The sequence below is a fragment of the Pseudomonas sp. genome (genome assembly GCF_030684895.1).
GTDB lineage: Bacteria > Pseudomonadota > Gammaproteobacteria > Pseudomonadales > Pseudomonadaceae > Aquipseudomonas.
On the sequence record NZ_JAUXXP010000030.1, the window covers coordinates 1 to 25232 of the forward strand.

At 59.0% G+C, this 25232-nt stretch carries 26 protein-coding genes; 11 read left to right on the forward strand and 15 right to left on the reverse strand.

Going from position 1 to position 25232, the window contains the following annotated elements; genetic code table 11:
- Positions 1-123, forward strand: a 123-nt coding sequence (locus Q8M42_RS05985) for an IS3 family transposase (protein WP_305282944.1), incomplete at its 5' end; no start/stop codon positions are given.
- An 802-nt stretch (positions 124-925) separates the two neighbouring features.
- Complete coding sequence (locus Q8M42_RS05990) at positions 926-2986, forward strand: AAA family ATPase (RefSeq protein ID WP_304866899.1); 2061 nt, start codon at positions 926-928, stop codon at positions 2984-2986.
- An 816-nt stretch (positions 2987-3802) separates the two neighbouring features.
- On the opposite strand, the gene Q8M42_RS05995 is transcribed toward Q8M42_RS05990, so the two are convergent.
- The 4 genes from Q8M42_RS05995 to Q8M42_RS06010 form a co-directional block, all read right to left on the reverse strand.
- Positions 3803-4102, reverse strand: coding sequence for a putative quinol monooxygenase (locus tag Q8M42_RS05995; protein ID WP_304866902.1), 300 nt, complete (start codon positions 4100-4102; stop codon positions 3803-3805).
- 483 nt (positions 4103-4585) lie between these two features.
- Positions 4586-4768, reverse strand: a complete 183-nt coding sequence (locus Q8M42_RS06000) for a hypothetical protein (RefSeq protein ID WP_304866905.1) — start codon at positions 4766-4768, stop codon at positions 4586-4588.
- 240 nt (positions 4769-5008) lie between these two features.
- A complete protein-coding gene (locus Q8M42_RS06005) occupies positions 5009-5605 on the reverse strand; it encodes a nucleotidyltransferase domain-containing protein (protein WP_304866907.1) in 597 nt (198 codons plus the stop codon).
- 91 nt (positions 5606-5696) lie between these two features.
- Positions 5697-6596: a LysR substrate-binding domain-containing protein gene (locus Q8M42_RS06010; protein ID WP_304866910.1), complete on the reverse strand. Its 900-nt coding sequence runs from the start codon at positions 6594-6596 to the stop codon at positions 5697-5699.
- A gap of 118 nt (positions 6597-6714) precedes the next feature.
- Here Q8M42_RS06010 and Q8M42_RS06015 point away from each other — a divergent pair, with 118 nt between their 5' ends.
- A complete protein-coding gene (locus Q8M42_RS06015) occupies positions 6715-7416 on the forward strand; it encodes an FMN-dependent NADH-azoreductase (RefSeq protein WP_304866913.1) in 702 nt (233 codons plus the stop codon).
- Positions 7417-7503: 87 nt separating this feature from the next.
- Here the strand turns inward: Q8M42_RS06015 and Q8M42_RS06020 are convergent, their stop codons facing one another.
- The 3 genes from Q8M42_RS06020 to Q8M42_RS06030 form a co-directional block, all read right to left on the reverse strand.
- Positions 7504-7797 carry a type II toxin-antitoxin system RelE/ParE family toxin gene (locus Q8M42_RS06020; protein WP_304866916.1) on the reverse strand — a complete coding sequence of 98 codons (294 nt, stop codon included), beginning with the start codon at positions 7795-7797 and terminating at the stop codon, positions 7504-7506.
- Complete coding sequence (locus Q8M42_RS06025) at positions 7794-8018, reverse strand: addiction module protein (RefSeq protein ID WP_304866919.1); 225 nt, start codon at positions 8016-8018, stop codon at positions 7794-7796. Before Q8M42_RS06025 ends, Q8M42_RS06020 begins: the two co-directional genes overlap by 4 nt.
- 156 nt (positions 8019-8174) lie before the next feature.
- Complete coding sequence (locus Q8M42_RS06030; RefSeq protein WP_304866922.1) at positions 8175-8918, reverse strand: class I SAM-dependent methyltransferase; 744 nt, start codon at positions 8916-8918, stop codon at positions 8175-8177.
- Positions 8919-9083: 165 nt separating this feature from the next.
- Here Q8M42_RS06030 and Q8M42_RS06035 point away from each other — a divergent pair, with 165 nt between their 5' ends.
- From Q8M42_RS06035 to Q8M42_RS06065, 7 genes are all read left to right on the forward strand, one after another.
- Positions 9084-9770, forward strand: a complete 687-nt coding sequence (locus tag Q8M42_RS06035) for a GNAT family N-acetyltransferase (protein ID WP_304866925.1) — start codon at positions 9084-9086, stop codon at positions 9768-9770.
- 62 nt (positions 9771-9832) lie between these two features.
- On the forward strand, positions 9833-10258 hold the full coding sequence (locus Q8M42_RS06040; RefSeq protein WP_304866928.1) for an NUDIX domain-containing protein: 426 nt from the start codon (positions 9833-9835) through the stop codon (positions 10256-10258).
- 94 nt (positions 10259-10352) lie between these two features.
- On the forward strand, positions 10353-11702 hold the full coding sequence (locus Q8M42_RS06045; protein ID WP_304866931.1) for a diguanylate cyclase domain-containing protein: 1350 nt from the start codon (positions 10353-10355) through the stop codon (positions 11700-11702).
- A 54-nt stretch (positions 11703-11756) separates the two neighbouring features.
- A complete protein-coding gene (gene eco, locus Q8M42_RS06050; RefSeq protein ID WP_304866933.1) occupies positions 11757-12233 on the forward strand; it encodes a serine protease inhibitor ecotin in 477 nt (158 codons plus the stop codon).
- A gap of 371 nt (positions 12234-12604) precedes the next feature.
- Positions 12605-14725 carry a hypothetical protein gene (locus tag Q8M42_RS06055; protein WP_304866936.1) on the forward strand — a complete coding sequence of 707 codons (2121 nt, stop codon included), beginning with the start codon at positions 12605-12607 and terminating at the stop codon, positions 14723-14725.
- A 76-nt stretch (positions 14726-14801) separates the two neighbouring features.
- Entirely contained in the window at positions 14802-15101 is a 300-nt protein-coding gene (locus tag Q8M42_RS06060) for a hypothetical protein (RefSeq protein WP_304866939.1), read from the forward strand.
- 66 nt (positions 15102-15167) lie between these two features.
- The gene (locus Q8M42_RS06065; protein WP_304866941.1) at positions 15168-17957 is read left to right on the forward strand and encodes a hypothetical protein; all 2790 of its coding nucleotides are present in this window, start codon (positions 15168-15170) and stop codon (positions 17955-17957) included.
- Positions 17958-17976: 19 nt separating this feature from the next.
- On the opposite strand, the gene Q8M42_RS06070 is transcribed toward Q8M42_RS06065, so the two are convergent.
- The 8 genes from Q8M42_RS06070 to Q8M42_RS06105 all read right to left on the reverse strand — a co-directional run bounded on the left by Q8M42_RS06070 (position 17977) and on the right by Q8M42_RS06105 (position 24712).
- Entirely contained in the window at positions 17977-18828 is an 852-nt protein-coding gene (locus Q8M42_RS06070; RefSeq protein WP_304866943.1) for a CAP domain-containing protein, read from the reverse strand.
- A gap of 363 nt (positions 18829-19191) precedes the next feature.
- The gene (locus Q8M42_RS06075) at positions 19192-19662 is read right to left on the reverse strand and encodes a hypothetical protein (protein WP_304866947.1); all 471 of its coding nucleotides are present in this window, start codon (positions 19660-19662) and stop codon (positions 19192-19194) included.
- A 254-nt stretch (positions 19663-19916) separates the two neighbouring features.
- Positions 19917-20330, reverse strand: coding sequence for an HPF/RaiA family ribosome-associated protein (locus Q8M42_RS06080; protein WP_304866949.1), 414 nt, complete (start codon positions 20328-20330; stop codon positions 19917-19919).
- A 172-nt stretch (positions 20331-20502) separates the two neighbouring features.
- Entirely contained in the window at positions 20503-20934 is a 432-nt protein-coding gene (locus tag Q8M42_RS06085) for a nuclear transport factor 2 family protein (RefSeq protein WP_304866952.1), read from the reverse strand.
- Between the two features lie 27 nt (positions 20935-20961).
- Positions 20962-21306, reverse strand: a complete 345-nt coding sequence (locus Q8M42_RS06090) for a YciI family protein (protein ID WP_304866955.1) — start codon at positions 21304-21306, stop codon at positions 20962-20964.
- 134 nt (positions 21307-21440) lie between these two features.
- On the reverse strand, positions 21441-22658 hold the full coding sequence (locus Q8M42_RS06095) for an RNA polymerase sigma factor (RefSeq protein WP_370692711.1): 1218 nt from the start codon (positions 22656-22658) through the stop codon (positions 21441-21443).
- Positions 22659-23024: 366 nt separating this feature from the next.
- Positions 23025-23786, reverse strand: coding sequence for an ABC transporter permease (locus Q8M42_RS06100; protein WP_304866960.1), 762 nt, complete (start codon positions 23784-23786; stop codon positions 23025-23027).
- Positions 23783-24712, reverse strand: coding sequence for an ABC transporter ATP-binding protein (locus Q8M42_RS06105; RefSeq protein ID WP_304866963.1), 930 nt, complete (start codon positions 24710-24712; stop codon positions 23783-23785). Before Q8M42_RS06105 ends, Q8M42_RS06100 begins: the two co-directional genes overlap by 4 nt.
- A gap of 161 nt (positions 24713-24873) precedes the next feature.
- On the opposite strand from Q8M42_RS06105, the gene Q8M42_RS06110 reads away from it, so the two are divergent.
- A complete protein-coding gene (locus Q8M42_RS06110; RefSeq protein WP_304866965.1) occupies positions 24874-25173 on the forward strand; it encodes an I78 family peptidase inhibitor in 300 nt (99 codons plus the stop codon).
- The last annotated feature ends 59 nt before the right edge of the window (positions 25174-25232 follow it).

Genomic DNA, 25232 nt, shown 5'->3' on the forward strand with positions numbered 1-25232 from the left:
AGGGCCGATGTGTTCGATTACATCGAGATGTTCTACAACCCGAAACGCCGACACGGTTTCAACAATCAGCTGTCACCGGTAGAGTTTGAAAAACGCTATTTCCAGAGCTTGGAGAGTGTCTAGAAAACCGGGGGCGATTCATCCAGTGCTAATACCGCACGAGCACTCGGGGTGGTTCTCCACGACTTGAAGCATCTGGAGCGACAAGGTTTTATCAAGAGAGCCCAAACGGCAAAAACAGGTCGCCACTTCATCAGCAAATCGGTAGCAGATGCAGCGTCCAGACTAAAAAAAATGGTCGCACTAAAGGCTTTCTCGACTCGACTCGGAATGACACCACAGACATTTTCCAGAAGGTACATCCAGAGCCAGTTCGTAACTTATATGCGCCTCGGTAGTAAAATCCTTCTGTCCCTTGAGGATGTGGAGCGAATTCAACAGCACCGCGAGCTATACGTTACCTTCTGCGAAGCGGATGAAATGTTGGAAGCCTCTAATGGGTACACGGCAAATCTTGTACGTCTGAAACGACTCAGCCCTCTAGGCCCTAGCGAACTTGGATACGTTTCAACGGTTCGCCTTCTTCATCGCAATGATGTTAACCAAATAAAATAACTCTCTTCTCCGTCAAAACGAGTAGCGTTATGCTACTCGAAAACCCCATTTAAAAATCCAAAAAAGCCATTTCAAAAATTAGTGCGTAAAATATTCAAAAATTCGCAAAATAATGAAAAATAAATTTCAAACCCAGTGGCAATAGTCGCTGAAAGCCTTATATCTCGGGCCTGCCGTTTCACAGAATAATTAAGTTGAGCGGTCACTCACTAAAGAGATTAAGAGCGCTTTACCTGAAATGGATGTTTGGGGTGGCGAGTTAAATTAAGAGCCCCGCCTAGTGCGGGGCTTTTCTATAAGAAGATAAAACATGATTTCTGGTATTTTTGTTCGCCACTACGGAATATATAAAAACATAAACTACATCCCACTTTCCGATGGAGATAAGTTCACCTCTATTATCGGAGACAACGGCGTAGGAAAAAGCTCGATACTGGATGCGCTAGACAAGTTCATGAACCCAAAAGATGCAGGGGACTGGATAATAAACAAACAGGCAAGACTTGAGGGAGGTATCAAAACATCCGACAAGGCACCATACATAGCACCTTGCTTCCTAATAGCACACAAAGACGCAGCACATTTTTCACCAGAAAATTTGAAAACCCTTAAAATAATAAGCAACTACTTCTGGACAACCTCTAAAAAATCCCAACTGGAAGACTTCTTCAATCACAGAGAATTACTAATACAAAACCAAGCACATCACACAAATTATTTACTAATAATTGGCAGACAGCACGAAGAGAAAGACCCCTTCTTCTTTAGTTTTGAAACAGAACTAAAAGCTGCACTAACAGCCAAATCAACACCCAAGCCAGACTTTACACGAGCAACATCAAACTTGCTCGCACAAGTACTTGAAAGCTATACATATCTATATATACCAGTAGAAACGAATGTTGGCAGCTTTACAAAGCTAGAGACCAACAACATGCAAATATTAATGGACAAAAACATTCAAGACGCAGTGGGTAAAACAATAACCGAAAAAACTGTCACCGATATAAACTCAAAACTAGACAAATTCATAACAGATATTGAAAAAATACTACCAAGCTACACCTACAAAGCACCAGGAAAGAAAAACAAACTAACAAAACTAGACATAATACAGAAAACAATAGAGTCATATTTCTCCATTAAGGTTTTGCATAAAAAAATCAACAAATCGGATATCTCAGTAGAAAATCTAAGTTCCGGTGAAAAAAGAAGAGCACTTGTAGACCTTGCCTACTCCTTTCTTATGAGCGGTGAAAAAAGAGACAAGATAATTGTTTTAGCTATTGACGAGCCAGAAAGCTCGCTACACATAGATGGCTGCTTTGAGCAATTCGAAAGATTAAAAAACATCGCTGAAAAAGGTCACCAGACCATTATCACCACACATTGGTATGGGCACCTCCCGATAGCATCTTCTGGAAAATCAATATTAATTAAAAAGGAAGACAACGAAATACAAAAACACTCGTTCAACATAGCAAACTACAGAGAACAACTAAACCAAGAAAAGGACAAGACAAAAGGCAGACTTCCATACAACGTCCAACTTAAAAGCTACAACGATTTAACTCAATCAATAATCGCCTCAATACAAAATGGCTACAATTGGATCATATGCGAAGGTAGTTCTGAAAAAATATACCTAGAAGCATACTTAAAGCGCTCCACATTAAATAAATATCGAGTCCTCCCTGCCGGTGGCGCTCCGGAAGTATTAAAAATTGCAAAATTCTTGCAAACACCCTTGCAGGACAAAGACCTATCTCCGTCCGGGAAGATTTTCTGTTTAATTGACACAGACAGAGACTCAAAAGAATTCAACAAAGATAACGCCATAAAGTGCCTTGATGTTAAGCGAATACTACGAGAAAAAGACACAATTCAACTAGTTGAAATCGAAAGCACAAACAAATCTCCAGTCACCGAAATTGAGGACGCTTTAGATTCAATTTTATTCCTAAAAACACTTAGGGATTTAGCAACCCCGGAAATCAATAAAATAATCCAAGAAGAGTCAGTGAGAGCCGATGCAAAGACATCCGGTTACTGTCTTAATCTACGAGATTCTGAAAGAGAACTACTTAACGAGTTCTTTTCGCAACCAGGCATGAAATATCAGTTTGCAAAAAAATACACCCTAGAACAACTACAGAGCCCTCCAAGCTGGATAGTGGACATAGTCAAGATTTTTGGTGGTGAATTTAAGAATTCGATTGAGACCGAAAAAACCAATACAACCAAAGACGGCAACACTACAGAGCAAGTTAAAAAGCCGTCAAAACCAAAGCGCACCCAGAAACCCACACCAACTACAAGAAAGAAGCCTTCAACTCCGCCAAAACCTAAAATAGAAAACAAAGCTGTTTAATTTCAAACAAAGCAAGAGGGGCGATATTTATTTCCCTTCTCAACCATTTCTACTGGTTTCGGCTTTACGCCGAGTTACTTTCTCTTTGCTCGCGCAAAGAGAAAGTAACCAAAGAGAAAGCGCGCCCGGCATCCGGGTTTCGCTGCGCTCAACTTCCCTCGCTCCGGTGCTGTTCCGAAGGTCGTCACGGTGGGCCATCCCTGGCCCATCGTTCCTCGTTTGGCATCCATGCCAAACGCCCCTCTCCACAGCACCTACGCTCGGCCTCCTGACGGGATTCGAGGACCGCGTTGTTTGAGTGATTGGTGGACAGCAGAGCGAAAGGCAAAAGCAGAGCAACAGCAGAAGCATCGCGGGCAAGCCCGCTCCTACGGGATAGCAGTCAATTCGTAGGATGGGTGGAGCGCAGCGATACCCATCAAGCACGCAATCGACCGCATGGGTATCGCCTAGCTCAACCCATCCTACGGAACGCTGGTATGCCTTCTGTCACTCATCAGCAATCTCACAGACGACGCCAAGGCCCCATCAGAAGGCCGAGTGAAGTCGTTGCGTAAGGGGTTGAGCGGCATGGATGCCGCGAGAGCCGCGATGGGCCAGGGATGGCCCTTCGCGGCGGGCCCCTGAAGCAATGATGGAGCGAGGGAACCCGACGAAGTCGGGCCGGATGCAAGGGGCAAGACTTTTTGCTTACTTTTGGGGCGTCTGCCAAAAGTGAGCCGCCGTAAGGGCGGAACCGTTCGACCAGACAACATATAAGCGGCGTCTGTACACAACTTGGGCCGTTTAAAAACGACAACGGCCCATGGCTAACACTCAGTCCGAAACCTGCTCCAAGAAAATGAGCTGCAATGGCTCACTGAGCAAATCATCAGCCGTGGCGGCAAACCGTTGAAAGTACGGCGTCGCAAAATGCGCATCCAGCGCCGCCTGGTCCTTGAACGCTTCACGCATATAGAACGTGCCGGGCTCATCCCGTCGCTCAAACAACACGTAATCAAGGTTGCCCGGCTCGGCCCGCGTCGGTTCTATCAAGGTCAACAAGCCGGCTTTAAGCGCCTCCTGTTTACCGGGTTTGGCTTTGAGTACGGCAAGGGATACCAGTGGTTTGGTCATGGTGTTGGCTCTTTCAGGGGGTTGGCTTGCACATCCGGCGACGGCAGTGAACATCAGCGCACACAGCCAATAGCCTAAGTGTTTGATCGTCGGTCTCATCGTTGTCACTCGCTGTGAACTGGGATCATCCTGGTCGATCCCACCACGGAGAAACACCGACAAAACGCGCTAACACTTTCTTCGGTAGCTTGAAAATGACGCGCCTTGAACAGCCATTACCCTGGTTTCAACCACAAATCAGCGCATAGGGTGGACAACGCGGAGCTTGCCCACCTTGGTGATCAGAAACGTTAAGGGCGGTCGTCACCGTCACACGCTTTTGCTTTGCAATCCGCAACTCACAGACGGCGCCTTCCAATCAGCAAGCCGAAACTCAGCACAGCGGAGTAAAACCGCAAGCTGGCCCGCAAGGCGAGCGAAGCGAGTCAGCCATTCGACCAGGCAATAGGGAGGCGGCGGATAACAACCAACACGGCACTCCAATTAGTTCTTATGTGCTCGCAGCCATTGCTCTACCTGTTCGAGCAATTCGCTCGCCCGAGCCACAGCCTCTTGCGCCATGGCGGCGCTGATCGGTTCTCCGGAATAGTCCGCGACATTGCGCTGCTTACGCAGGCCATCGAGTACCACCATGGTCTTGCCATCCAAACCGATGGTACGTGGCAAGCTCTGAATCATGGTCTGGTGGTGGCCCGGCGTACTGGTCAGCGTCCGGAAGCCATTGGCCTGGAGCGCCGCATTCGCCGCTGCATGATGCACTTATAGGCCATGTCGAAACGGCCTTCGCTACTCATGTCGGCCAGCTGGGCGTCCGCCAAGCTGCGTTTGGCGGCCTCAAGCAGACGCCCGACATTTGCGTCATCCGGCTCGATGCGTTCCAGCAAACGACCAGCAAGTTTTCCAGTGTCACTCCCGCTCCTTGGGCTCGATCAAGTCATGCTCCGTGCCAATCACGAATAGTTTTGGCCTTTGCAAAAGCTGCCTTACAAACGCCCCCTGCTCAGCCACCAGCTGCAACCACTCGGCGTTGGGGTACACCTTGGGGTTGATCTCACGGCCCAGGATTTCTTGCAGCGGGTAGAGTTCGGCCACCAGCTCGCTAAAGCCCACATCGCCGATGACCAGCAAATCGATATCGCTCGCGGCGTTCGCCTTGCCACTGGCCATAGAACCGAATACGAAAGCGACTTCGATCCGTCCCGCGAGTGGTTCTAACCCGTCCGCCAATACATCTGCCAAACCACTGGTCTTGCGCAGGATGCTGGCAAGCTCTTCAAAAATGGGGCAATCACGATTGGCGCGGTAATGCATTTGGTTGCCGACCGGCACTTTCAACAGCAGGCCTGCCTCTACCATCTTGGTCAGCTCGCGACTCAGCGTACCGGAGAGCGTACCGGTAAGCCGGGCGATCTCCCGCTGGTGGTATTGCCGGTCCGCATGCAAGAGCATAAGCGTCAGCACCTTGCGCCGATATTCGCTGAAGAGCAGTGTGGCTAGCGACATAAGAACACCAAATTGCTGCTTTAAAGGCAGCAGTTGAAGCCTAAAAAGCAGCAATACGCCAGCCCCGTGAGTGCCGGCTATGCCGCCCAACCTAGAGCGTGCAAAGCCCGCCCGGCACCGCCATCACCCAATCGCGCACTGCCTGAATGGTCGGGTCGTGCTTGCGGTTTTCCGGGTACACCAGAAAGAACGGCTTGCCTTCCAGCTCCGGGCCGAAAGGCTGCACCAGGCGCCCTTCGCGCAGTTCATCCTCGATCAACTGACGGCTCATCAGCGCCACACCCTGCGCGCCAATGGCAGCCGAGACGGCATGGGTCTCGTCGGAGAACACCAGCCCGGCGCCGACGTCCAGCCCCGGCACCTGCGCCTGTTTCTGCCACAGGGCCCAATCCAGCGGTGAAGAAACCGCAGCCTGATTGCGGAAGTGAATCAGCGAATGCTTGGGCAGTTCGGCTGCATCGTGCAGACCGAGGTGCGGGCTGCAGGCCGGGATAAAGCTGTTGTCGAACAGTTTCTCCGCCACCAGCCCCGGCCAGCGGCCGTCGCCATAACGAATGGCGATGTCTGCAGTGACGCCATCCAGCGTGACCGGCTCATGCGAGGCGTGGATGCGCAGGTCAATATTCGGATGGGCATCGCGCAGCATGCACACCCAGGGCAGCAGCCAGCGCACCGCCACGGCCGGCGTGGTGCTGAGGGTAATGGCCTGCCGGCAAGGCCGCGCGCTCAGGCGTGTGGCCGTTGCGCTGATGCTGTCGAAGGCGCTTTCCAGCACCTGTTGCAGCTCGCGGCCCTGGGCGGTCAATTCCAGCTGGCGGGGTTTACGCAGAAACAACGCGACCCCGAGCGACTCTTCCAGGGCGCGAATCTGGTGGCTGATCGCCGTGGCGGTCACCGAAAGTTCTTCGGCGGCCTGCTTGGCGCTTTCGTGACGCGCGGCCGCTTCAAAAGCTCGCAGGGCAGAAAGCGAAGGTAACCAGCGCTGCGCCATAGATGAATACTCCTCATCCATATCTGAAAATAATCGTCGTTTGTTGCCCGTGCGGGCTGAACTTAACCTGAGTCTGCTGCGAATAACAGATGAATTCAACTTCGAAAGGAGACTCGACATGCCACATATCCTGCACCTGGACGCCAGCGCCCGCCCCGGCCTCGCCGGCAAGGATCTGCACGGCTCGCACAGCCGCAACCTCACTCAGCGCTTTGTCAGCCAATGGCTGGCCCGCCGCGCGCAAGACAGCCTCACCTACCGCGACATCGGCCAGAATCCGCCCTCGATCATCGACCACGACTGGATCGCCGCCGCCTTTACCCCAGAGGAAAAACGCGAGCCATGGATGCACGACACGCTGACCGAGAGCGAGCAATTGGTCGATGAATTGATTGCCGCAGACGTGCTGGTGATCGGTGCACCGCTTTACAACTTCAGCATGCCGGCCGCGCTCAAGGCGTGGATCGACCAGATCGTGCGCATCGGTAAAACCGTGGCATTCGACGACAGCAAGCCACTCGATCCTTACGTGCCGCTGCTCGCCGACCGCCCCCGGCATGCCGTCATCCTCTCGGCCCGAGGTGGAGTCGGCTTCGACGCTGGCGGCGCGATGGCCCATATGAACCATCTGGAACCCAGCCTGATTACCGCCCTCGGTTTTATCGGCATTACCCAGGTGCATCAGATTGCCATCGAGGGCCAGGAAGTCGGCGGTGAACTGCTGGCCGAGTCCGTGGCTCAAGCCATGAACCAGGTCGATGCCTTGGTGACGCAACTGCAGCAGGCGCTGCAGGTAAACCGGTTGCCAGAGCCAGCCTGAACACCAGCGGCCTACTCCCCGGTAGCTGCTTTGTAGGGTGGACAACGCGAAACTTGTCCACCTTGATGGTTAAAAACGCTAATGGAGTTAAAGCCTGCCAAGCCAGTATTGCGGGCGTCGGCGGTGATGGGATACAGCCAGAACCTGAAAGCCGTCAGGCTTTTCCCGATAAACGATGGATAACGGAAAGCGCTGGAGGGGAACTCTGCGGATATCTGGCTCAAGCTCAACTCGCCAGGCTTTTGGTGACTCGCCAATCAATGTGGCTAGAGCCTCGAATTCCGTAATGAGGGCACCACCCAATCCGCGAACCTTCGACTCGTAATAACCGACAGATTCCAGAAACTCGGCTTCCGCTGCCGGGTGAAAAGAATAATTCATCGAATCAGGGCTCTAGCCTTCTTCATCACCTCATCACCGGGCACAGCCTGAGCCGAGCCACTATCAAGCTCTTCTGCTCGCCGCCGTGCCTCAAGCAACCAGTCTGATCGAAGTTCCTCTTCTGAAGGGGCTTCCAGACTCAGGACCAAACGCTGGATCAACTGCGCACGTTCCTTCTTGGGAAGGTGAAGAGCTTCATCCTCAATTTTCTGCAGGTCCATGGCAAAACCTCTCGTTTATCTACCGGCAAATCTTGGCACGGATGACTAGCGGGTGCCATGGTTCGGTGCCTGCGCGTTACCAGGGGAAACCAGCACACACGCTATCGCATCTCACGATGCAAACAACGCGGCCCGCCCGCACTGTGGATCAACCCGCTAAACCTTTACGCAGGCAAAAATCGCATTCCCCGACAACCCATCCCACGGGATAAGTTTCTGGTAATCATGCTCAAACACATGCACCGCAAAGTACGGCTGCAACAGCGCCTGTAGCTCAACAAAGCCCACGGCCACCATCGGGTGCTCGTCGTGCCACACCAGGGTGTGCTCGGCCGCGGTTTTTTCAATCTGCAGCCGCAGAACCTGCGTCTCGCCCTCGCCGGCGTAATGCCAGCCGGAGCTGAAGGTGAAGTGGTCGTCCGCGTAGTGGGTGCTATGTGCGGCAAACAGGCTGTTATCGATTTTGCCTTTGTCGACCACGTTGAAGCAGAACAGCCCATCGACTGCGAGCGCGGCATGGGCGCTGGCGATACAGGCTTTCAGCCGCTCGATGGCGCCGCTGTAATGGATGGAATAGAGAAAGCAGGTGATCAGGTCCTGCGGCTCGCTCACGGTAAAGCCGCACATGTCCTGCAAGGCAAAGTGCGCTTGCGGGCAGCGTATGGCGGCCTTGTCCAGCATCGGCTGGTTAATGTCGAGGCCGCTGCTGATATAGCCGGCATCGATAAAGTGGCGCACATGTGGCCCCGTCCCGCAGGCCAGGTCGAGGTGGCGGCTGCCGGCGTTGCCGAACAGCTGCTGCAGCCGGTGGATACAGTGGCTTTGCGCCTGGTAGTCGATATCCGCGCACATCAGGTCGTAATAATCAGACAGGTCGGTGTAGAGGGCATTAACGGACATGGTGACCTGATGATGGGCGGGCGGCTTGCGCGGGCGCGCATCATAGCCCAAGCCAGGTCTGCGCCGTTCAGCGTCCGCACGCCGATGCCAGCACACCAAGCCGAGGGCGCTACAATGCCGCCCTCGCGACCGCACAAACGCGCACGCCCCGGAGCCAGACTGACGATGTTCACCCTTGTACACCTGAATAGCCCGCCACCCGAATCGCTGAAAAGCCAGATACTGCAGATGGTGGTGGACTACCTCAGTGACATCAGCCCGCTGTCGCTGACGCCGAGCAACCCGCTGTATCAGCTGTACCAGTACGTGATTGGCTACGAGATGCACCTGTATCTGCAGGCCATGGACACTGCCATCGACAGCAGCGCGCGGTTGATCCTCGCCCTGAGCGATCAGGACCCGTCCCAGGTGCTGGGCTTTGTCCTGTACCTGCCGGCCAAGGATGCCCCCGAGTCCTGCACCCTGGCTTATATGGCCGTGCAGGCCAGTCAGCGCCGCCACGGCATTGCCCGCGCCATGCTGCAGCAGATGACCAGCCGCCACCCGCATGCCGAACTGGCCTGCGTGGCCGGCAAGGTCGCCATCTTCGAGACCATGGGTTTTCAGGTGCTGGCCGCGCGCGGGCCGCAGGTGCTGATGAGCACCCGTAACTACAGCGCGGACGGCATGCTGGCGGTGCAGGACCTGGCACCGATCTTCCAATCCACGGAGGTCCGGCAGATCCACGCCTACCTGGTGAAGCAGCACGGTAAGCGGGCCATGAGTGATGCAGAGAAACAGCGCGACCGCCTCCTCGACCAGATGGCCCAGCAGGCACAGGCGCTGGTGCGTGAGCGGCTGATCGTGCATTGAGCACAGCACGCCTGCGCCGCCACACAAACCCGCGCTAAGTGCGCCACACAAGCGAAACGCCGATGACCATTCTGACCATTTCCGCCGCTTGCCTGCTTGACGATGCCGGCCGCCTGTTGCTGGTGCGCAAACGCGATACCCAGGCCTTTATGCTGCCCGGTGGCAAAGCCGAGCCCGGTGAAGACGCCCTAGCCGCCCTGACCCGCGAACTGCAGGAAGAACTCAACCTCAGCCTACCGGCTAACGCCCTGCAGCCGCTCGGCCAGTTCCGCGCAGCAGCAGCTAACGAGGCCGATACCTGGATCGACGCCAGCGTGTTTCAGGCGCGTCTGCCGCACAATGTCAGCGCCGCCGCCGAGCTGGAAGAACTGCGCTGGCTCGCCCCCGGCGACGTACCGCCAGCAACCCTGGCGCCGCTACTGCGCGAGCATGTGCTGCCGCTGCTCTGGCCGGAGGCTCAACCCACTCGCCCGCTCAATGCCGATTAACCGCCATGACTGATTGCGGCCTTAGACCGACTCACGCATCCGGGGCAAGCATAGCGCTAGCGAACCGCGCAGACTGGGCAGTATATTCACGGCCATGACGTCAAACCCGCACCTGCCCCACGACAAACTACTGGATCTGCTACTGGACGTTGTCTGCGTAGTGGATAAAGACGGCCGCTTTCTCTCCGTCAGCGCGGCCAGCGAACGGGTTTTCGGTTATCGGCCCGACGAAATGATTGGCCGCACCGCCTTTGAACTGATGCACCCGGACGACCGCGCCGCCAGCCGGGCGCTGGTCAAGCGCATCAACTCGGGCCAGCCCTCGCATGACCACGAGAACCGCTATATCCATAAAGACGGCCATATCGTGCATATCATGTGGTCGGCCCAATGGCTTGAGGCCGAGCAGGTGCGGGTCGGTGTGGCGCGCGATATCACCCGGCGCAAGCGGGCCGAGGCGGTGCAGGCGGCGCTGTATGCGGTATCGGAAGCGGCCCACACGGTGGGCGACTTGCACATGCTCTACGGTGGTGTGCATGAGGTGATCGCGCAGTTACTGCCGGCCAAGCATTTCTACGTAGCGCTACACGACGCCGCGAGTGACCAGCTCAGCCTTGCCTATCAGGTCGATCCATGTGGCGCACCGGCCGTCACCAACGCGTTCTGCGCCGAAGTAATTCGCTCAGGCACTGCCCTGCTGTTAACCCCTGATACAGCCCCGCAGTGGCTTGCCCAGCATGGCGCAACGGCAACGCATGCCCTTGACTGGCTTGGCGTACCGCTGATTTCCGGCACCCAGACCATCGGCGCCCTGGTGCTGCAGAACCACAGTGCCAGCGTGCGTTACAACGAACAGGATCAGGAGTTGCTGCAGTTTGTATCGAGCCAGGTGGCGGCGGCGATAGAGCGCAAGCGCACGCAGTCGCGCCTGGAGTTTCTCGCCCAGTACGACCAACTAACCGAGCTGTCGAACCGCACGCTGTTTCTCGATCGCTTACGCAGTGCGCTGCAGCGGGCCAAACGCGACAGCTTGCGCCTGGCGGTGCTGTATCTCGATATGGATAACTTCAAGCAGATCAACGACAGCTTCGGCCACAGCGCCGGCGACCTGCTGCTGCAGGAAGTCGCGCGGCGCCTGCGCCAGTGTGTGCGTGAGTCCGATACGGTGGGCCGTTTGGGCGGCGACGAATTCGCGGTGATCGTCGACAACATCGGCCGCCAGGAAGATGCCACCCTGGTGGCCGAAAAGATTATTGCCGCCCTCAGCGCGCCCTACCTGCTGGAAGGCCACAGCCTGATCAGTGCGCCAAGCCTGGGCATCGCAGTGCACCCCGAGCACGGCCAGAGTGAGCTGCAACTGGTGCGCCACGCGGATGAAGCCATGTACGTGGCCAAACGCAGTGGCGGCAAGCGTTATGTGGTGGTCGAGAAGCCCATCAAGTAACCGGCTACATCTATCAACGGACGGCCCCCAAGGCCCATGCACCAAGGACTTTTTATGACCTCACCAAAACTGCCCCTGCTCGTTCTCTCCTGCGCCCTGCCCCTGGCCGCCTGCGCTGCCACGCCCGAGGCGCTCAAGCCCTACCCGGCGGCCAGCAGCGGCTATAACCGCCATGTGATCGAGCTGCCGGCACAAGCCGACGAGGCCGAACACAAGGTCGAGCTGATCGCCGGCAAAACCCTGGAAGTGGACTGCAACACCCAGCGCCTGGGCGGCCAGTGGCAGGAGAAAACCGTCGAAGGCTGGGGCTACAGCTACTACGAGTTGGGCCAGGTCGGCCCGGCGATGAGCACCCTGATGGCCTGCCCGGACAACAGCCGTAAACAGGCGTTTGTCCCAGTGGGCGGCGAACCGCTGCTGGTGCGCTACAACAGCAAGCTGCCGCTGGTGATCTACGCCCCGGCCGATGTGCAGGTGCGCTACCGCATCTGGTCCGCTGCGGCCAACTCCAACCCCGCGCCACGTCAATAAAGCGTCCAACCACCGGTAGTGGGTGGGCACACCGCGCACGTCCACTCACCCGCAAGTAAACCGCAGCGGGGACATAAGAGCAAAGCAACACGCCCTAGCCTGTTTTACCCCACGAGACGCCAAAGTAGACAGCGCCCTTATAGCCAAACGCCAGCATCCGTTCGTCTTGTCGCAGGGCTTGCCGGATGGACGGCACATCACATTGGAAAACGCCGTCCCATACTGATTTTCCTCATGTGCTTCGCGCTGTGCGCATGAGTTCAACCTCATGGATATCAATCCAAGGGGACGTGCCACAGCAGTGCAGTAGCTCGCGCAGTGAGAAGTTTTACGGGCAGGGTGCGCCCCTTGTTGAATAGGAGTGTTCAGCAATGTCTCACCTGCCTGAAAGTTCGAAAATCCCGCCCATGCCCGACCTGCTTCCGCCCAGCGCAGAAGATGGCTCCAGCATTAGCAACGCCAACATCAGCAACGCCAATCTGGCGATCAATCCCAACCTGCAGCTGCAACCTGGGCAAATCATCATCCCGCAATTGCGCAGCCTGCGGGCCGGCTGCTGGCTGCTCAACTACAAGCCCAGTGGCGCACCGCTGGTGTCGTATGACGGCACCCTCCGGGTCGAGTCGCACAGCGAGGGCCGCACGGCCAGTGGCGATCTTTATCAACGGCCGGTGATCTTCCTGCCGCTGCCCATCACCTCGCCTATTCCGCTACAAAACACCCTCAAACCCAGCGTCAGCCTGGCCCCGAAGCCCATTCTGCTGGCGGGACCAAATCCGGCGTCAGGCATCCCTATTCTGCCGCGCTCGCGCTACCGCTATTACGTACGGGTGACGACGCTGCCGGAGTACTTCTATCTGGGTAACAGCTTCAGCCTGGGCTTCCAGCTGTATCGCTTCACTGAGCCCAATAGCTGGGCGCTGGAGAGCACGCTGACTGCGCAGATGGTGCGTATGACCGGGCCGGCGGGCTTTCCGTCACCGTCGGACTATGCCGAGGGCGATGTGAAAAACGCCGCCAACGTGGTGGTCGGGCGCTTGACCATGGGCTGGCTATCCACCTACCTGCGCCGCTGCACAGTGGAGATCGACACCGTGAGCGGTTCCGAACGACCAACCAACAGCGGCATCGGCCATACCTGGACCAGCCTGATGGACGCGGTGGGTTGGCAAACCACAGTGCACCTCAGCGACACCAATGTTGCCGAGCCCAGCGGCAACTCCTGGTCCGATGCGGAAATGCATGCGGCCATGCTGGCCCGCCGCGCGGTGGTCAACCTCGACAGCGAATGGCGTTATCACGTGCTGGCGGTGAAGAACATCGACTCCACGCCACGCGGAATTATGTACGACAGTGGCGGTACCGACTCCAACAACGTGCCGCGTGAGGGTGTGGGGATTGCCTCGCACTGGACCATTTCCGCCGGCTGGGGCACGGTTAGCGGCCAGCGCTTCGGTACGGCGGCGGCACCCTACTTCCGCACAGCCGTGCATGAGTTGGGGCATGCCATGGGCCTGTATCACAACTCGGCAGACTTCGGCTTTATGTGCACCAGCGATGTGATCGCGGCGGCCGGCACGCCCGCCACGCCGTTCCCAAGCAATATCCAGTGGTCCTTCCACCCGGATAACCTCAAGCAGCTGCGTCACTACCCAGACCCCTTCGTGCGGCCGGGTTCGGTGGCGTTCGGCGGGGCCTCCAACGCCACCCCGAGCATCTCGCCGACGGATTTGGAAGCGGATGTACTTGGCCTGGACCTGAAGATCACCCCACTGCTCGGCGAACTACCGTTGGGGGCACCGGTGCGCATCGGCGTCACCCTGCGCAATCACGGTGATCAGCCGCTGCTGGTGCCCGCAAGTCTGAGCCTGAAGACCGAGTTTGTCAGCGGCAGCGTGACTGACCCATCGGGCAACGTGCGGACCTTCCGCACCATCATCCACTGCATCGAAGACACGCCGTTCAAGGTACTTGAACCCGGCGCGCAGATCGAAGAGTCGATGACCCTGATGCGCGGCGCCGAAGGTGCGTTGTTCGGTGTATCGGGCATCCACCAGGTGCAGGTCGAGGTGCATTGGGAAGTCGATGGCATGCTTGCCCATCTGGCCGACAGCGCCAGTGTGATGGTCACCGCTGCCGTCGACGCCAATCACGCGGAAGCTGCGCACAAGGTGCTCACCACCCCGGATGCCCATCTGGTGCTGGCCATCGGCGGTGATCACCTGACTGATGGCATCGCGGCGATCCAGGCGGCGTTGGATTCTCCGGTGCTCAAACCGCACTTTGCCGCCATCGAGACCAAGCGCCTGGCCAGCCGTTTTATGAAGCGCAAACCAGACGCTAAAGCGGCTACGGCGCTGCTCGATTACGACACGGTGATGAGCGGCAGCGAGCATGACAAGCTCGAACGCTTGCTCGGCGACGCGGGCGGCAGTTTGCCGAAGGCCGGCAAGGCCAAGGCCAAGCCAACTCGCCTGACCAGCGCCAAGTAGTACACGCGCAGTAAAACGGAATGCACGGGGCCCATGCCCCGCGCACTCCAAAACAGAGCGACCAAGGAGAGTCAGAATGGAATTGCATGAGGCACAACTGTCAGGCAACTGGCACAAGAACGGCCAGGAACAATGCGCCGCCGGCTATGCCGCGCACCTACACCTGCAGAGCAATGGTCTGTACGTCGGCAGCAGCGAACCCGCCGGCAGCTTCACCTGGTGGGACCAGGGCACCTGGGCGCTGCAAGCTCCCGGCAAGCTGGCCCTGTCTACCGCCAATGACGCAGTCGTCACCTACAGCTACAGCCTCAGCGACGACATCCTCACTTTTACCGACCCTGCGGGCTGTCGCTTCAGTTATCGCCGAGCGCCCTGAACAGAGCACACCGTGCAGAGGCACGGCCCCTAGCAAGAGCCTTTTGCGCAACGCCAAGGAGGCACCATGGCTGGCTCAATTGTTCCCCCTACAGTCTTTTTCGACCTGGGCGACACCCTGACATTTACCGGCCCCGGCGGCGTACGGATGCGTTATGCCGACTGCCTGGATTGCCTGCACGCACTCAAGGCACGCGGCTACCGCCTCGGCCTGCTGTCCGATCAGGCCGTCGGCACCAGCGTGGCCAACGTGCTGGCGACACTCACGTCGCTGCATTTGGCTCGTTATATCGAACCAGCGCTGATCACCCTGTCCAGCGAACTGCCGGGCAACCTCGGCAAACCCGCACTGGCGATTTTCGACCTGGCGCTGAGCAAGGCGCAGCACAGCACGGCCAGCGAGCGGGCGATCTTTATTACCGAGAACCTGGCTCATGTGCAGGCGGCACGCGGCTATGGCTGGCGCGCCATTCTCAAGCGCAACAGCGGCAGCTGCGTGGCCAGCGAAGGCGAATGCGTCAGCGGCCTGGCCGGTTTGCTGGCCAAGCTACCGCCACTGGCTGCGCCGAGCAGCAGCCTGGCCCTGGCGCCACCGCCCAAACTGGTCGACGGCCTGTGGGCGGTGCCCATGGATATCGTGCGGATCGATGCCAGCCTGCTGTTCGATGCCGCCACCCAGCAGATCAGTGGCGATGCCACCCTGGAGTTTCGCCTCGGCAAACACGCTGGCTGCCCGATCTTCGACCTGCGCCAGAGCGTCACCGGTGTATGGCTGGATGGCGTGGTAGTTGCGCCAGCCGATGTTGCCAGCCATGACTTCGGCGGTGGCGCCAATGCCAACCTGCGCGTGCTCAACCGGGTGCTGGATGCAGGCAGTAGCCACAGCCTGCGCCTGACCTATGCGGTCGGCGTGCCGCAGGCCTCAATGGCCGGTTCCTACCTGCCGCAGATCGTCTGGAACGCGGGGCCGCGACTGGCATTCAACTTCGGCTTTACCGATCTGGGCGCGGGGCGTTATCTGGAAGCCTTTGTGCCGGCCAACCTGATTCACGATCAGTTCGAGCTAAGCCTGCAACTACGCCTGACAGGCACCGCCGTGGCGCATACGCCGATCAGCAATGGCACCCTCAACGTACTGGGCGCCAATCACTGGCGCATCGACTTTCCCGCGCGTTTCAGCGCTCTGTCGCCGCTGCTGGAGTTGCGTGCCAGCGACAGCCTACAAAGCACCACGGTGAATACCGTGCTGCCGATATCCGGCAGCAATGTCGCAATCACCACCTGGAAACTCACCAGCAACGCCGCCAATCTGCTTAACCAGGCCAACGCCATCGCCGGCTTCCTCGCTGACAACGAAAACAGCTCCGGGCGCTATATCCACGGCAACCGCTTTACCGCCTTTATCCACCAGGGCGGCATGGAATACGACGGCGGCACCACTACCAGCACCGGCCCACTGCGCCACGAAACCTTTCACAGCTGGTGGGCGCGCGGGCTGAAGCCGGCCAGCCAAGCCGACGCCTGGTTCGACGAAGCCTGGACCACCTACCACGACAACGGCGCGGCGGGTGTGCAGCCCTTCAACTTCGCCGAGGCAGCACTGGCGTTGTGCCCGCGCAACCCGTGGGTGCGGGTTACCCACGGCTCCTCCTACGGAGCTGGCGAACGTTTCTGGAAAGGCATGGCTGGCTTGCTCGGTGCCGCCCCGCTGGGCGATCTGATGCGCAGCTTCTACCTGGCGCGTTACCCGCAGCCGGTAAAAACCGAAGAGCTGGAGTGCTTTCTACTGGCCCGTGGCGGCCACCCAACCTGCGTGGATGCCTTCCACCGCTTCGTCTACGGCCTACCCGATCCGGCGCCGCTGCCGGATGTCTGGCTGCGCGACGATGCCGCCGATCCCGGCGCCAACAACTGGGGCGGACGTTTCTGGGATTCGCCAGACCTGTGGATTCGCAACCGCGACGACGATGGCCTGGAACATCAGAACCTTGAGTTCGGCCAGGACAACTGGATTCACGCCCGCGTACGCAACCGCAGCGCCACGGCCAGCGCACGGCATCTGGTGATCAGCTTCAACATCAAGCAGTACGCCGGTAGCCAGTTCGTTTATCCGGCCGACTTCCTCCCGGCGGTCACGGCAGCAGCTGATTTCGACCTGGGCCCCGGCGAGACGCGCATCGTCAAGGCGCGCCTGCCACGCAGTGCAATACCGCCGGTGGGCAGCCACCCTTGCCTGCTGGCGGCGCTGTTCAGCCGTTTCGATCATCCGCAGGCCGGACGTCATGTGTGGCAGCAGAACAACCTGGCGCAGAAGAACCTCAGCGTGATCGATCTGGCCCCCAACCTGTGGATAGTGCTGCCCTTTATGGCCACCAGCCTACGCGCCCGTCAGACGCGCAGCGTGCTATTCGAACTGCTGCGCCCCGAGGGGCTGGAAACGCTGCAAGCCAGCCTGCTGCTGGATAAACGCGCGCTGGCGCCCACGCTCAAGGCCAGTGCCCTGCGCTTGCCGGAGCTGGCAGACACTTCGACAGCCAGAGCAAAACCTATGGCAGATGAGCCACTGGATTGCGCCAGCCACGCCTGCGCGGCAATGCCAAGCACCGATCAGCTATTGACCAGCAAGACCCCGGAGCGACTCGCCGAGAATTTTCCTAACGCACTGGAGCTGAAGTTTGCCAAGGGTAAACAGGCGCAGCTGCCAATCGTGCTACGCCCGCTGGAATCGCAACGGCTGGGGCTACGCATTACGGTGCCGGCAGACGCCAAGCGCGGCAGCAGCTTTACCCTCGACCTGGTGCAGCGGGAGAACGGCAAGATAGTCGGCGGGGTGGCGCTACTCATCAATGTGCGCTGAGCAGCGCCTGAACCACGGGTTACGGCGCGCCAAACAGCGCCGTCCAGTAAATCCCCGCGTCGCTCTTGGGGTCATTGGCGTAGGCGGCGCCCAGTTCGCTGAATTGCGGGTTCATCAGGTTGGCGCAGTGGCCGGGGCTGGCCAGCCAGCCGGCGAGCACCTTACTAGTGCTATCCAGACCGGCGGCGATGTTCTCGCCAACGCGCTGGCCGCTGTAGCCGGCCAGTTCCGCGCGGTCGCCGGGGGTGCGGCCGTCAGGGTCTTGATGATCGAAGAAGTTGCCGTTGGCCATGGCCCGACTGTGGGCTTCGGCGGTGCTGCCCAGGGTGGCATTCCACACCAGCGGCGCGGCGGCGGCAAAGGCTTGGCTGCCGCACTGGCGCGCCATACCGCGCGCGCTGTTGAGTTGTTCCAGCAACGTCTGCCCTTCGGCCTGCCAGTCGCCCAGGCGCGCCGCCAGTAGTGGACGGGCAAGCAGGATGCGCCACTCGCGGTCCTGCTGCTTGACGCCGATATCGACAAACTGCGGATCGAGCACAATCTTGCAGAAGCTCTCCTGCAGCACCTTCAGCGCCGCCGCCGCATCACGCGGCCCGGACAGGCTGATGGCCTGCACATTGACCATCGGATAGCCCGCCGCACTCATCGCCTGCTGCAAATCCCCCGAGCGACCAACCGGTTGCACCAGACGCGGATCGGCCGTCAACGGCGGCAACTCGGCGGAAGCCTGATCGCCACAGCGCTGCACTTCGCTGCGGTAGCTGTTGATCAAGCCGACCAGTTGCGCATCTTCGGCGGCCTGCGCAGCCGCAGCACACACCAGCGCCAACCCCAGGGCAGCGAACGCCCGAATAAATCCCTTGCTAGCCATAAATCCCCCGACCTGAGCATGCCTATACGGCGTACCCACAACTGTGATCGGGTGATCTTGGCGCACCTCGCGCGCTGAAACCAGCCCAATGCGCAGGCCGGATCAGCAATGGAAAAACTCAGAAGCTGTTTCGGATCTCGCGAGCTAGAGCGAGACAAGGCAGAAATGGCCGAGGGTGCGGACGACTGCATGGATGCAGAAGGTAGAACGAAGCAGGATGCCCGAGTCGAGTTTACTGGTTGTATGAGCAGTACTCGTTTCACTCGCCCTTCGGGCCGCGCTGAAGCGCGTTAGCCGCAAGCGGCTTGCCGAGTCTGTTCTTAACGCAGTATCGCCGACGCGCAGCAGATCCGAGACGGCTTCTTAAACGTAGATGCTGACGCCGCCCCTAGCCTGTAGCCAATCGCGGTAGGTGGTCAGCGAGTCGGTCTGCTGGTCGCCGTTGTAGCCGACAAAGGTGCCCGTCTTGTCCAGGCCGGCGTCGACCAGCTTGTTAATCTGCGCCAGCAGCTTGGCGGCGTCTTCACGGTCCAGTTCGGCGACATCCGGCAGGGCTATTTTCGAGTTGCCGCTGCCCTGCTCGGCGACCGGGCGGAAGCGATCACTGGCAATCGCGTTGCTGGCGCCGCTGCTCTCGGCATGCATCGCGCGCAGCAGACCGCCACGGCTGTGAGCCACCATGCCGCTGGCAAAGCGGCGGATTTCCGCAAGGGGATCTGTGGCGGCGCTCGGTTTATCCGTACTGTTGCCACTGCCTGCAGCCCCGGCCGTGCTGGGTTTGCCGGTGTTGGCGAAGTAGCTCGCCAGCGGCGAGTTATTGGAGATACTGGTCATGGCGAATCCCTGCATAGGTCAGCTGGCAGAGATTTCTGCAGAATATGGGCCAACCATCTTCAAGCCAGAAAAAACGGGCTTTACCGCCCATTCAGCTGTCACCCAAGAGGAATCATTTTGCCGCTCCAGGCAGGCCATTGCCGCTGGCAGGCCGCAATGACTGCCCTGAAACGACAGCGCCCCCACAGTAATCTGCGGGGGCGCGTGTGGTGGGAGGTAGGCAGCCAGTCTGGCCGGCTGCCCGTGGCGTTTAGTTAGACGGCGCGCAGCTGCTCCTCGGCGAGGAAGTCCTCTTGCAGCAGTGCGTCCTGGCCCGGAATATCGCTGGCCTCGTCGGCGTGCAGTGGCGTGACGCGCTTGCTGCGCAGTTTGCCGAATTGATGCTCAAGGGCGTTGTGCAGTTTTTCGATGGAGCCGTCGACGGCCTGCTCCAGTGACTCGGCCTTGTGGGTAACGGAAATAGGTTGCAGGCCCTTTGGCCGTGCTTCGATCTGGCAGCGTTTGTCGTACGCGCCGGCTTTGGCGCCGTTGTCGTCATGCAGGTGAACAACGATGCGGGTCAACTCGTCATCGAAGCGTTCCAGCTTGCTGGCAACACTGGCACTCACCCACTCCACCAGCCGTACGCTGCCTTCGATGTGGTTATCGCTGTGAACTTGGATTTGCATAAAGCTTTCCTTCTTCAACTGTTCGCGAAAGCGTCGCCAAGCAAGGCGACAACTCCAGCCTACGCCACTAAGCCCCCCTTTAGGCAAGCCCTAAGACGTTGGTCGTAACCACAAATCTGCGGCGCACCTACCGCTGTTTGGCTGCAGCCCTTGTGCCCCGTGAGTTACAAGACTATGGCTGCAAATCAAACAAAACTTTTCCGCTTTCCATGTCGCACGGCATGGAGAAATGCTCATGGGCGATCAGCCATTGCCCGCCCTGCTGACGGAAACACTGGCTTACGCGCATCCAGCTGCTGTGCATTTCGCCCTTGTCATCGCTGCCGCCACAATGGAACAGGTAGTGCACCACGGCCAGCCCATCACTGCACAGAAAGCTCGGCTGATGGATCTCGAACATGGCCTGGCCACTGCACATGTCCATGCAGGCCTGCCAATGCGCCTGATAGGCCTCACGGCCCTGGAAACGCAGCGGACCGATGGCATCGTAGGCCACCACGTCCTCGGCATAGTGGCGCATGATCTGGCTGACATCCTTGGACCGGCAGGCGGCAGCCCAAGAGTCCAGTTGCTGTTGAATTGCGGCATGGGCGGTGTTGTTCATCTCGACTCTCCTTGCATGGGGATGGGGTCAAACCTGCAACTCGCGCACTGGGCGGACTTCCACGCAGCCGACCCGCGCCGCCGGAATATGCCCGGCCAACTGGATCGCTTCATTCAGGTCACGGGCTTCAACCAGATAAAAACCCGCCAGCTGCTCCTTGGTCTCGGCAAACGGGCCGTCGATGATCGACAGCTTGCCGCCGCGCATGCGCACCGTGGTGGCGGTCTGCACCGACTCCAGCGCTTCGGCGGCAAGCATGCGGCCGCTAGTGGCCACCGACTCGGCATAGGCGAAACACTCCTCGTCACGCGGGCTGTCGGGGGAGTTATGCAGCGCATGCTCGTTGCTGTAGACCAGGCACAGGTATTTCATGGCGTTCTCCGGTGGTGTGGCGCGGTTACTGACTAATCGAATGGCGCGGCGCTGAATCGACAGCGACGGATAAACTATTTTCAGGCCCGACCAACGGTAGCCAAGCAGCAGGGATCTTCCAGGCGAATGGCAGCTCAGTCGGCCGCCAGCTGATCCAGGCGCATCTGCAGAAACTGCCGATCGGCGCCCTGCTGGGCCAGCTCCAGCGCCCGTTGATAGGCCGTGCGCGCAAGCTGCACGCGGCCCAGACGGCGATTGAGGTCGGCGCTCGCGGCATGCGCAAGGTGGTAATCCGTCAGTTCGCCGCTGGCCAGCAGCGCGTCGATTAGCGTCAGGCCGGCCTCCGGACCTTGCTGCATGGCCACCGCCACGGCGCGATTGAGCTCGATCACTGGTGATGGACTCAGGCGCAGCAAAGCGTCGTAGAGCCCGACGATCTGCGCCCAGTCAGTCTGCTCGGCGTGGGCGGCTTCGGCATGCACGGCAGCAATCGCCGCTTGCAGGGTGTAAGGGCCGAAACGCCGCGAATGCAGGGCCTGCAGCACCAGCGTGTCGCCTTCGGCGATCAGTGCGCGGTCCCACTGGCGACGATCCTGCGCCTCCAGCAGCACCACTTCGCCGCTGGCCGAGCTGCGCGCACTGCGCCGCGACTCGTGCAGCAGCATCAGCGCCAGCAAACCCTGTACTTCCGGCTCGGGCAGCAGTTCCAGCAGCAGGCGCGCCAGGCGAATGGCCTCATCGGACAGGTGCGCGCGGGTCAGCGAATCGCCCGAACTGGCGAAATAACCTTCGTTGAACACCAGGTAAATTACCCGCAGCACCGCGTCTAGGCGCTCTGGCAGCTCGCTGCGTCCGGGCACTTCAAAGGGGATGCGCGCATCGCGAATTTTCGCCTTGGCACGGACGATGCGCTGGGCCAGGGTGGCGGGTGTGGTGAGGAAGGCGCGGGCGATTTCCTCGGTGCCCAGATCGCAGACTTCGCGCAGGGTCAGGGCCACCTGAGCATCGCTGGCCAACGCCGGGTGACAGCAGGTGAAGATCAGCCGCAGGCGGTCGTCTTCAAGCAGCTCGCCCTCGTCCAGCGGTGCGTCATCGGCCAGGTCGAAGTGTTCATCCAGCGGCTGAAAGCGCCGCTGTCGGCGCAGGTTATCGATGGCCTTGAAGCGCCCCACCGACACTAACCAGGCGCGCGGATTGGCCGGCACACCGCTCTGCGGCCATTGCTCCATGGCCGCGCGAAAGGCTTCGTGCAACGCCTCCTCGGCCAGGTCGAAATCGCCCAGCAAGCGAATCAGGGTGGCCAGCACGCGGCGCGATTCATCGCGGTAGAGCTGCGCAAGCTGGGCCTGCACCTCCGTTGGCTGATCCTTGTCCACTCTTCCTCCCGCGACAGGCTGAACCGTAGCCCGGATGCAATCCGGGGATGGCTGGTAGCATGGCCCCGGATTTCATCCGGGCTACCAAACGACCAGACCGCTCCCACACTAGCGCATCAAGCGCGCTTCAGCTTTTCAGTTATGTAGGGTGGATGACGCTGTTTTCATCCACCATCGCGGTTGGTGGATGGGTAAAGCGTCGGCTACGCGCCCCGATCCTCCCTACAAAGTTGCAGGCCTTGCAGAGAAACATAGGGTCTACCGCAATCAATCGTAGCCAGGATGCAATCCGGGAAATTGGCTGATGCCTCCCCGGATTGCATCCGGGCTACAGTTCCTGGCTTAACTTTTCAACCGATAACCGGTTTTGAAGATAAAGCCCACAGCCAGAATGCACAGCAGCAGAAAGCCGAGAATCATCGCCAGGCTCAGGCCAACATTGACGTCGGACACACCATAGAAACTCCAGCGGAACGCGCTGATCAGGTACACCACCGGGTTGAACAGGGTCACCGTCTGCCAGGCCGGTGGCAGCATGCTGATCGAGTAGAACGCGCCACCGAGGAAGGTCAGCGGCGTGACGATCAGCGCCGGCACCACCTGCAGCTTCTCCCAGCCATCGGCCCACACGCCGATGATGAAACCAAACAAACTGAAGGTCAGCGCGGTAAGCACCAGAAACGCCAACATCCAGACTGGGTGAAGAATCTCGAAATCGACAAACAACCGCGCAGTAATCAGGATCACCAGGCCGAGAATGATCGACTTGGTCGCCGCCGCGCCGACATAGCCGATGAGGATTTCCAGGTAGGACACCGGCGCCGACAGCAGCTCGTAGATGCTCCCCGAGTACTTGGGCATGTAGATGCCGAACGAGGCGTTGGAAATGCTCTCGGTGAGCAGCGCCAGCATGATCAGCCCCGGCACGATAAACGCGCCGTAACTGACGCCCTGCACCTGGGTCATGCTCGAACCGATGGCCGAACCGAACACCACGAAATACAGCGACGTGCTGATCACCGGGGTGGCGATGCTTTGCAGCAGAGTGCGCCAGGTGCGCGCCAGCTCGAACAGGTAGATGGCACGGATTGCGTAGAAATTCATGCGCGCGACTCCTTGACCAAAGACACAAAGATGTCTTCCAGCGAACTCTGGCTCGACTGCAGATCCTTGAAGTCGATGCCGTGCTGGGCCAGGTCCTTGAGCAGCTCAGCGATGCCGGTGTGCTCGCTCTGGGTGTCGAAGGTGAACACCAGGGCGTGGCCCTCATCGATCAGCTCCAGCGGGTAGCGTGCCAGCTCGGCGGGGATGCTCGCCAAGGGCTGTTGCAGCTGCAGGGTCAGCTGTTTCTTGCCGAGTTTGTGCATCAGCGCCTGCTTGTCCTCCACCAGAATGATCCGGCCCTTGCTGATCACCCCGATGCGGTCGGCCATTTCCTCGGCCTCCTCGATGTAATGGGTGGTGAGAATGATGGTCACACCGCGCTCACGCAGGGCCCGCACCATATTCCACATATCGCGGCGTAGCTCAACGTCAACGCCGGCAGTGGGTTCGTCGAGAAACAGAATTTGCGGTTCGTGGCTCAGCGCCTTGGCGATCATCACCCGACGTTTCATGCCGCCGGACAGCTCGAAAATCTTCGCGTCGCGCTTATCCCACAGCGACAGGTCCTTGAGCAGTTGCTCCAGATAGGCCGGATTGGGCTTCTTGCCGAACAGGCCACGGCTAAATTTCACCGTCGCCCAGACGGTCTCGAACACATCGCTGACCAGTTCCTGCGGCACCAGGCCGATCTGCGAGCGGGACGCGCGGTAGTCCTTGATGATGTCCTTACCGCCCACCAACACCCGCCCGCCGCCCGGATTGACGATGCCGCAGATAATGCTGATCAGGGTGGTCTTACCCGCGCCGTTGGGGCCGAGCAGCGCAAAGATCTCGCCGGGGCGAATATCCAGATTGATGTCCTGCAGCGCCGGATGGCCGCTGGCGTAGGTCTTGCTCAGCTGTTGAATCGAGATCACCGCTTGCACAGAACCTCCTGCTCTGGGGAAAAGCGCAATTGTAGGGAAGTTGCCTGCGCTTGCGGAAACGCTGATGCAAGAGCCTGAACTGATTTGCCAGCCTAACGTTGAGCTACAACGGACACGACTGCTAGGCTGGACTTGGTTTTATGCAGACAAGGAAATAGACCATGGCTCTTCGTCATCACCTCGCCAGCCTCAGCCTGCTCGCCCTGCTGGCCGGTTGCAGCTCGCAACCGCCGGCGCAGCAAACCGCCGAAATCAGCGGCGACTGCAATGTCGAGCAGGTGCACGGCGCACTCGGCAAGACCGCCAGCGCCGAACTGATCGAGCAGGTGCAGCAGCAAGCCAACGCCAAGACCCTGCGCGTACTCGCCCCCGGCGACGCTGCGACCATGGATTACAACCCGCAGCGTTTGAACATCGATATCGATGAGAGCGAAGTGATCATTCGTCTGACCTGCGGCTGAATGCAGGTCAGGTTTGAAGCTAATCGAGACGCCAGTTAAATAACCCACAAAATGGCGTA

Bases quoted from the DNA above. Each gene is read 5' to 3' on its own strand.
- Q8M42_RS06020 (WP_304866916.1), bottom strand. From the start codon at position 7,797: ATGAATTATTCTTTTCACCCGGCAGCGGAAGCCGAGTTTCTGGAATCT.
- Q8M42_RS06015 (WP_304866913.1), top strand. From the start codon at position 6,715: ATGCCACATATCCTGCACCTGGACGCCAGCGCCCGCCCCGGCCTCGCC.
- Q8M42_RS05995 (WP_304866902.1), bottom strand. From the start codon at position 4,102: ATGACCAAACCACTGGTATCCCTTGCCGTACTCAAAGCCAAACCCGGT.
- Q8M42_RS06070 (WP_304866943.1), bottom strand. From the start codon at position 18,828: ATGGCTAGCAAGGGATTTATTCGGGCGTTCGCTGCCCTGGGGTTGGCG.
- Q8M42_RS06005 (WP_304866907.1), bottom strand. From the start codon at position 5,605: ATGTCGCTAGCCACACTGCTCTTCAGCGAATATCGGCGCAAGGTGCTG.
- Q8M42_RS06100 (WP_304866960.1), bottom strand. From the start codon at position 23,786: ATGAATTTCTACGCAATCCGTGCCATCTACCTGTTCGAGCTGGCGCGC.
- Q8M42_RS06025 (WP_304866919.1), bottom strand. From the start codon at position 8,018: ATGGACCTGCAGAAAATTGAGGATGAAGCTCTTCACCTTCCCAAGAAG.
- Q8M42_RS06040 (WP_304866928.1), top strand. From the start codon at position 9,833: ATGACCATTCTGACCATTTCCGCCGCTTGCCTGCTTGACGATGCCGGC.
- Q8M42_RS06090 (WP_304866955.1), bottom strand. From the start codon at position 21,306: ATGAAATACCTGTGCCTGGTCTACAGCAACGAGCATGCGCTGCATAAC.
- Q8M42_RS06085 (WP_304866952.1), bottom strand. From the start codon at position 20,934: ATGAACAACACCGCCCATGCCGCAATTCAACAGCAACTGGACTCTTGG.
- Q8M42_RS06080 (WP_304866949.1), bottom strand. From the start codon at position 20,330: ATGCAAATCCAAGTTCACAGCGATAACCACATCGAAGGCAGCGTACGG.
- Q8M42_RS06030 (WP_304866922.1), bottom strand. From the start codon at position 8,918: ATGTCCGTTAATGCCCTCTACACCGACCTGTCTGATTATTACGACCTG.
- Q8M42_RS05990 (WP_304866899.1), top strand. From the start codon at position 926: ATGATTTCTGGTATTTTTGTTCGCCACTACGGAATATATAAAAACATA.
- Q8M42_RS06035 (WP_304866925.1), top strand. From the start codon at position 9,084: ATGTTCACCCTTGTACACCTGAATAGCCCGCCACCCGAATCGCTGAAA.
- eco (WP_304866933.1), top strand. From the start codon at position 11,757: ATGACCTCACCAAAACTGCCCCTGCTCGTTCTCTCCTGCGCCCTGCCC.
- Q8M42_RS06075 (WP_304866947.1), bottom strand. From the start codon at position 19,662: ATGACCAGTATCTCCAATAACTCGCCGCTGGCGAGCTACTTCGCCAAC.
- Q8M42_RS06010 (WP_304866910.1), bottom strand. From the start codon at position 6,596: ATGGCGCAGCGCTGGTTACCTTCGCTTTCTGCCCTGCGAGCTTTTGAA.
- Q8M42_RS06060 (WP_304866939.1), top strand. From the start codon at position 14,802: ATGGAATTGCATGAGGCACAACTGTCAGGCAACTGGCACAAGAACGGC.
- Q8M42_RS06110 (WP_304866965.1), top strand. From the start codon at position 24,874: ATGGCTCTTCGTCATCACCTCGCCAGCCTCAGCCTGCTCGCCCTGCTG.
- Q8M42_RS06065 (WP_304866941.1), top strand. From the start codon at position 15,168: ATGGCTGGCTCAATTGTTCCCCCTACAGTCTTTTTCGACCTGGGCGAC.
- Q8M42_RS06055 (WP_304866936.1), top strand. From the start codon at position 12,605: ATGTCTCACCTGCCTGAAAGTTCGAAAATCCCGCCCATGCCCGACCTG.
- Q8M42_RS06045 (WP_304866931.1), top strand. From the start codon at position 10,353: ATGACGTCAAACCCGCACCTGCCCCACGACAAACTACTGGATCTGCTA.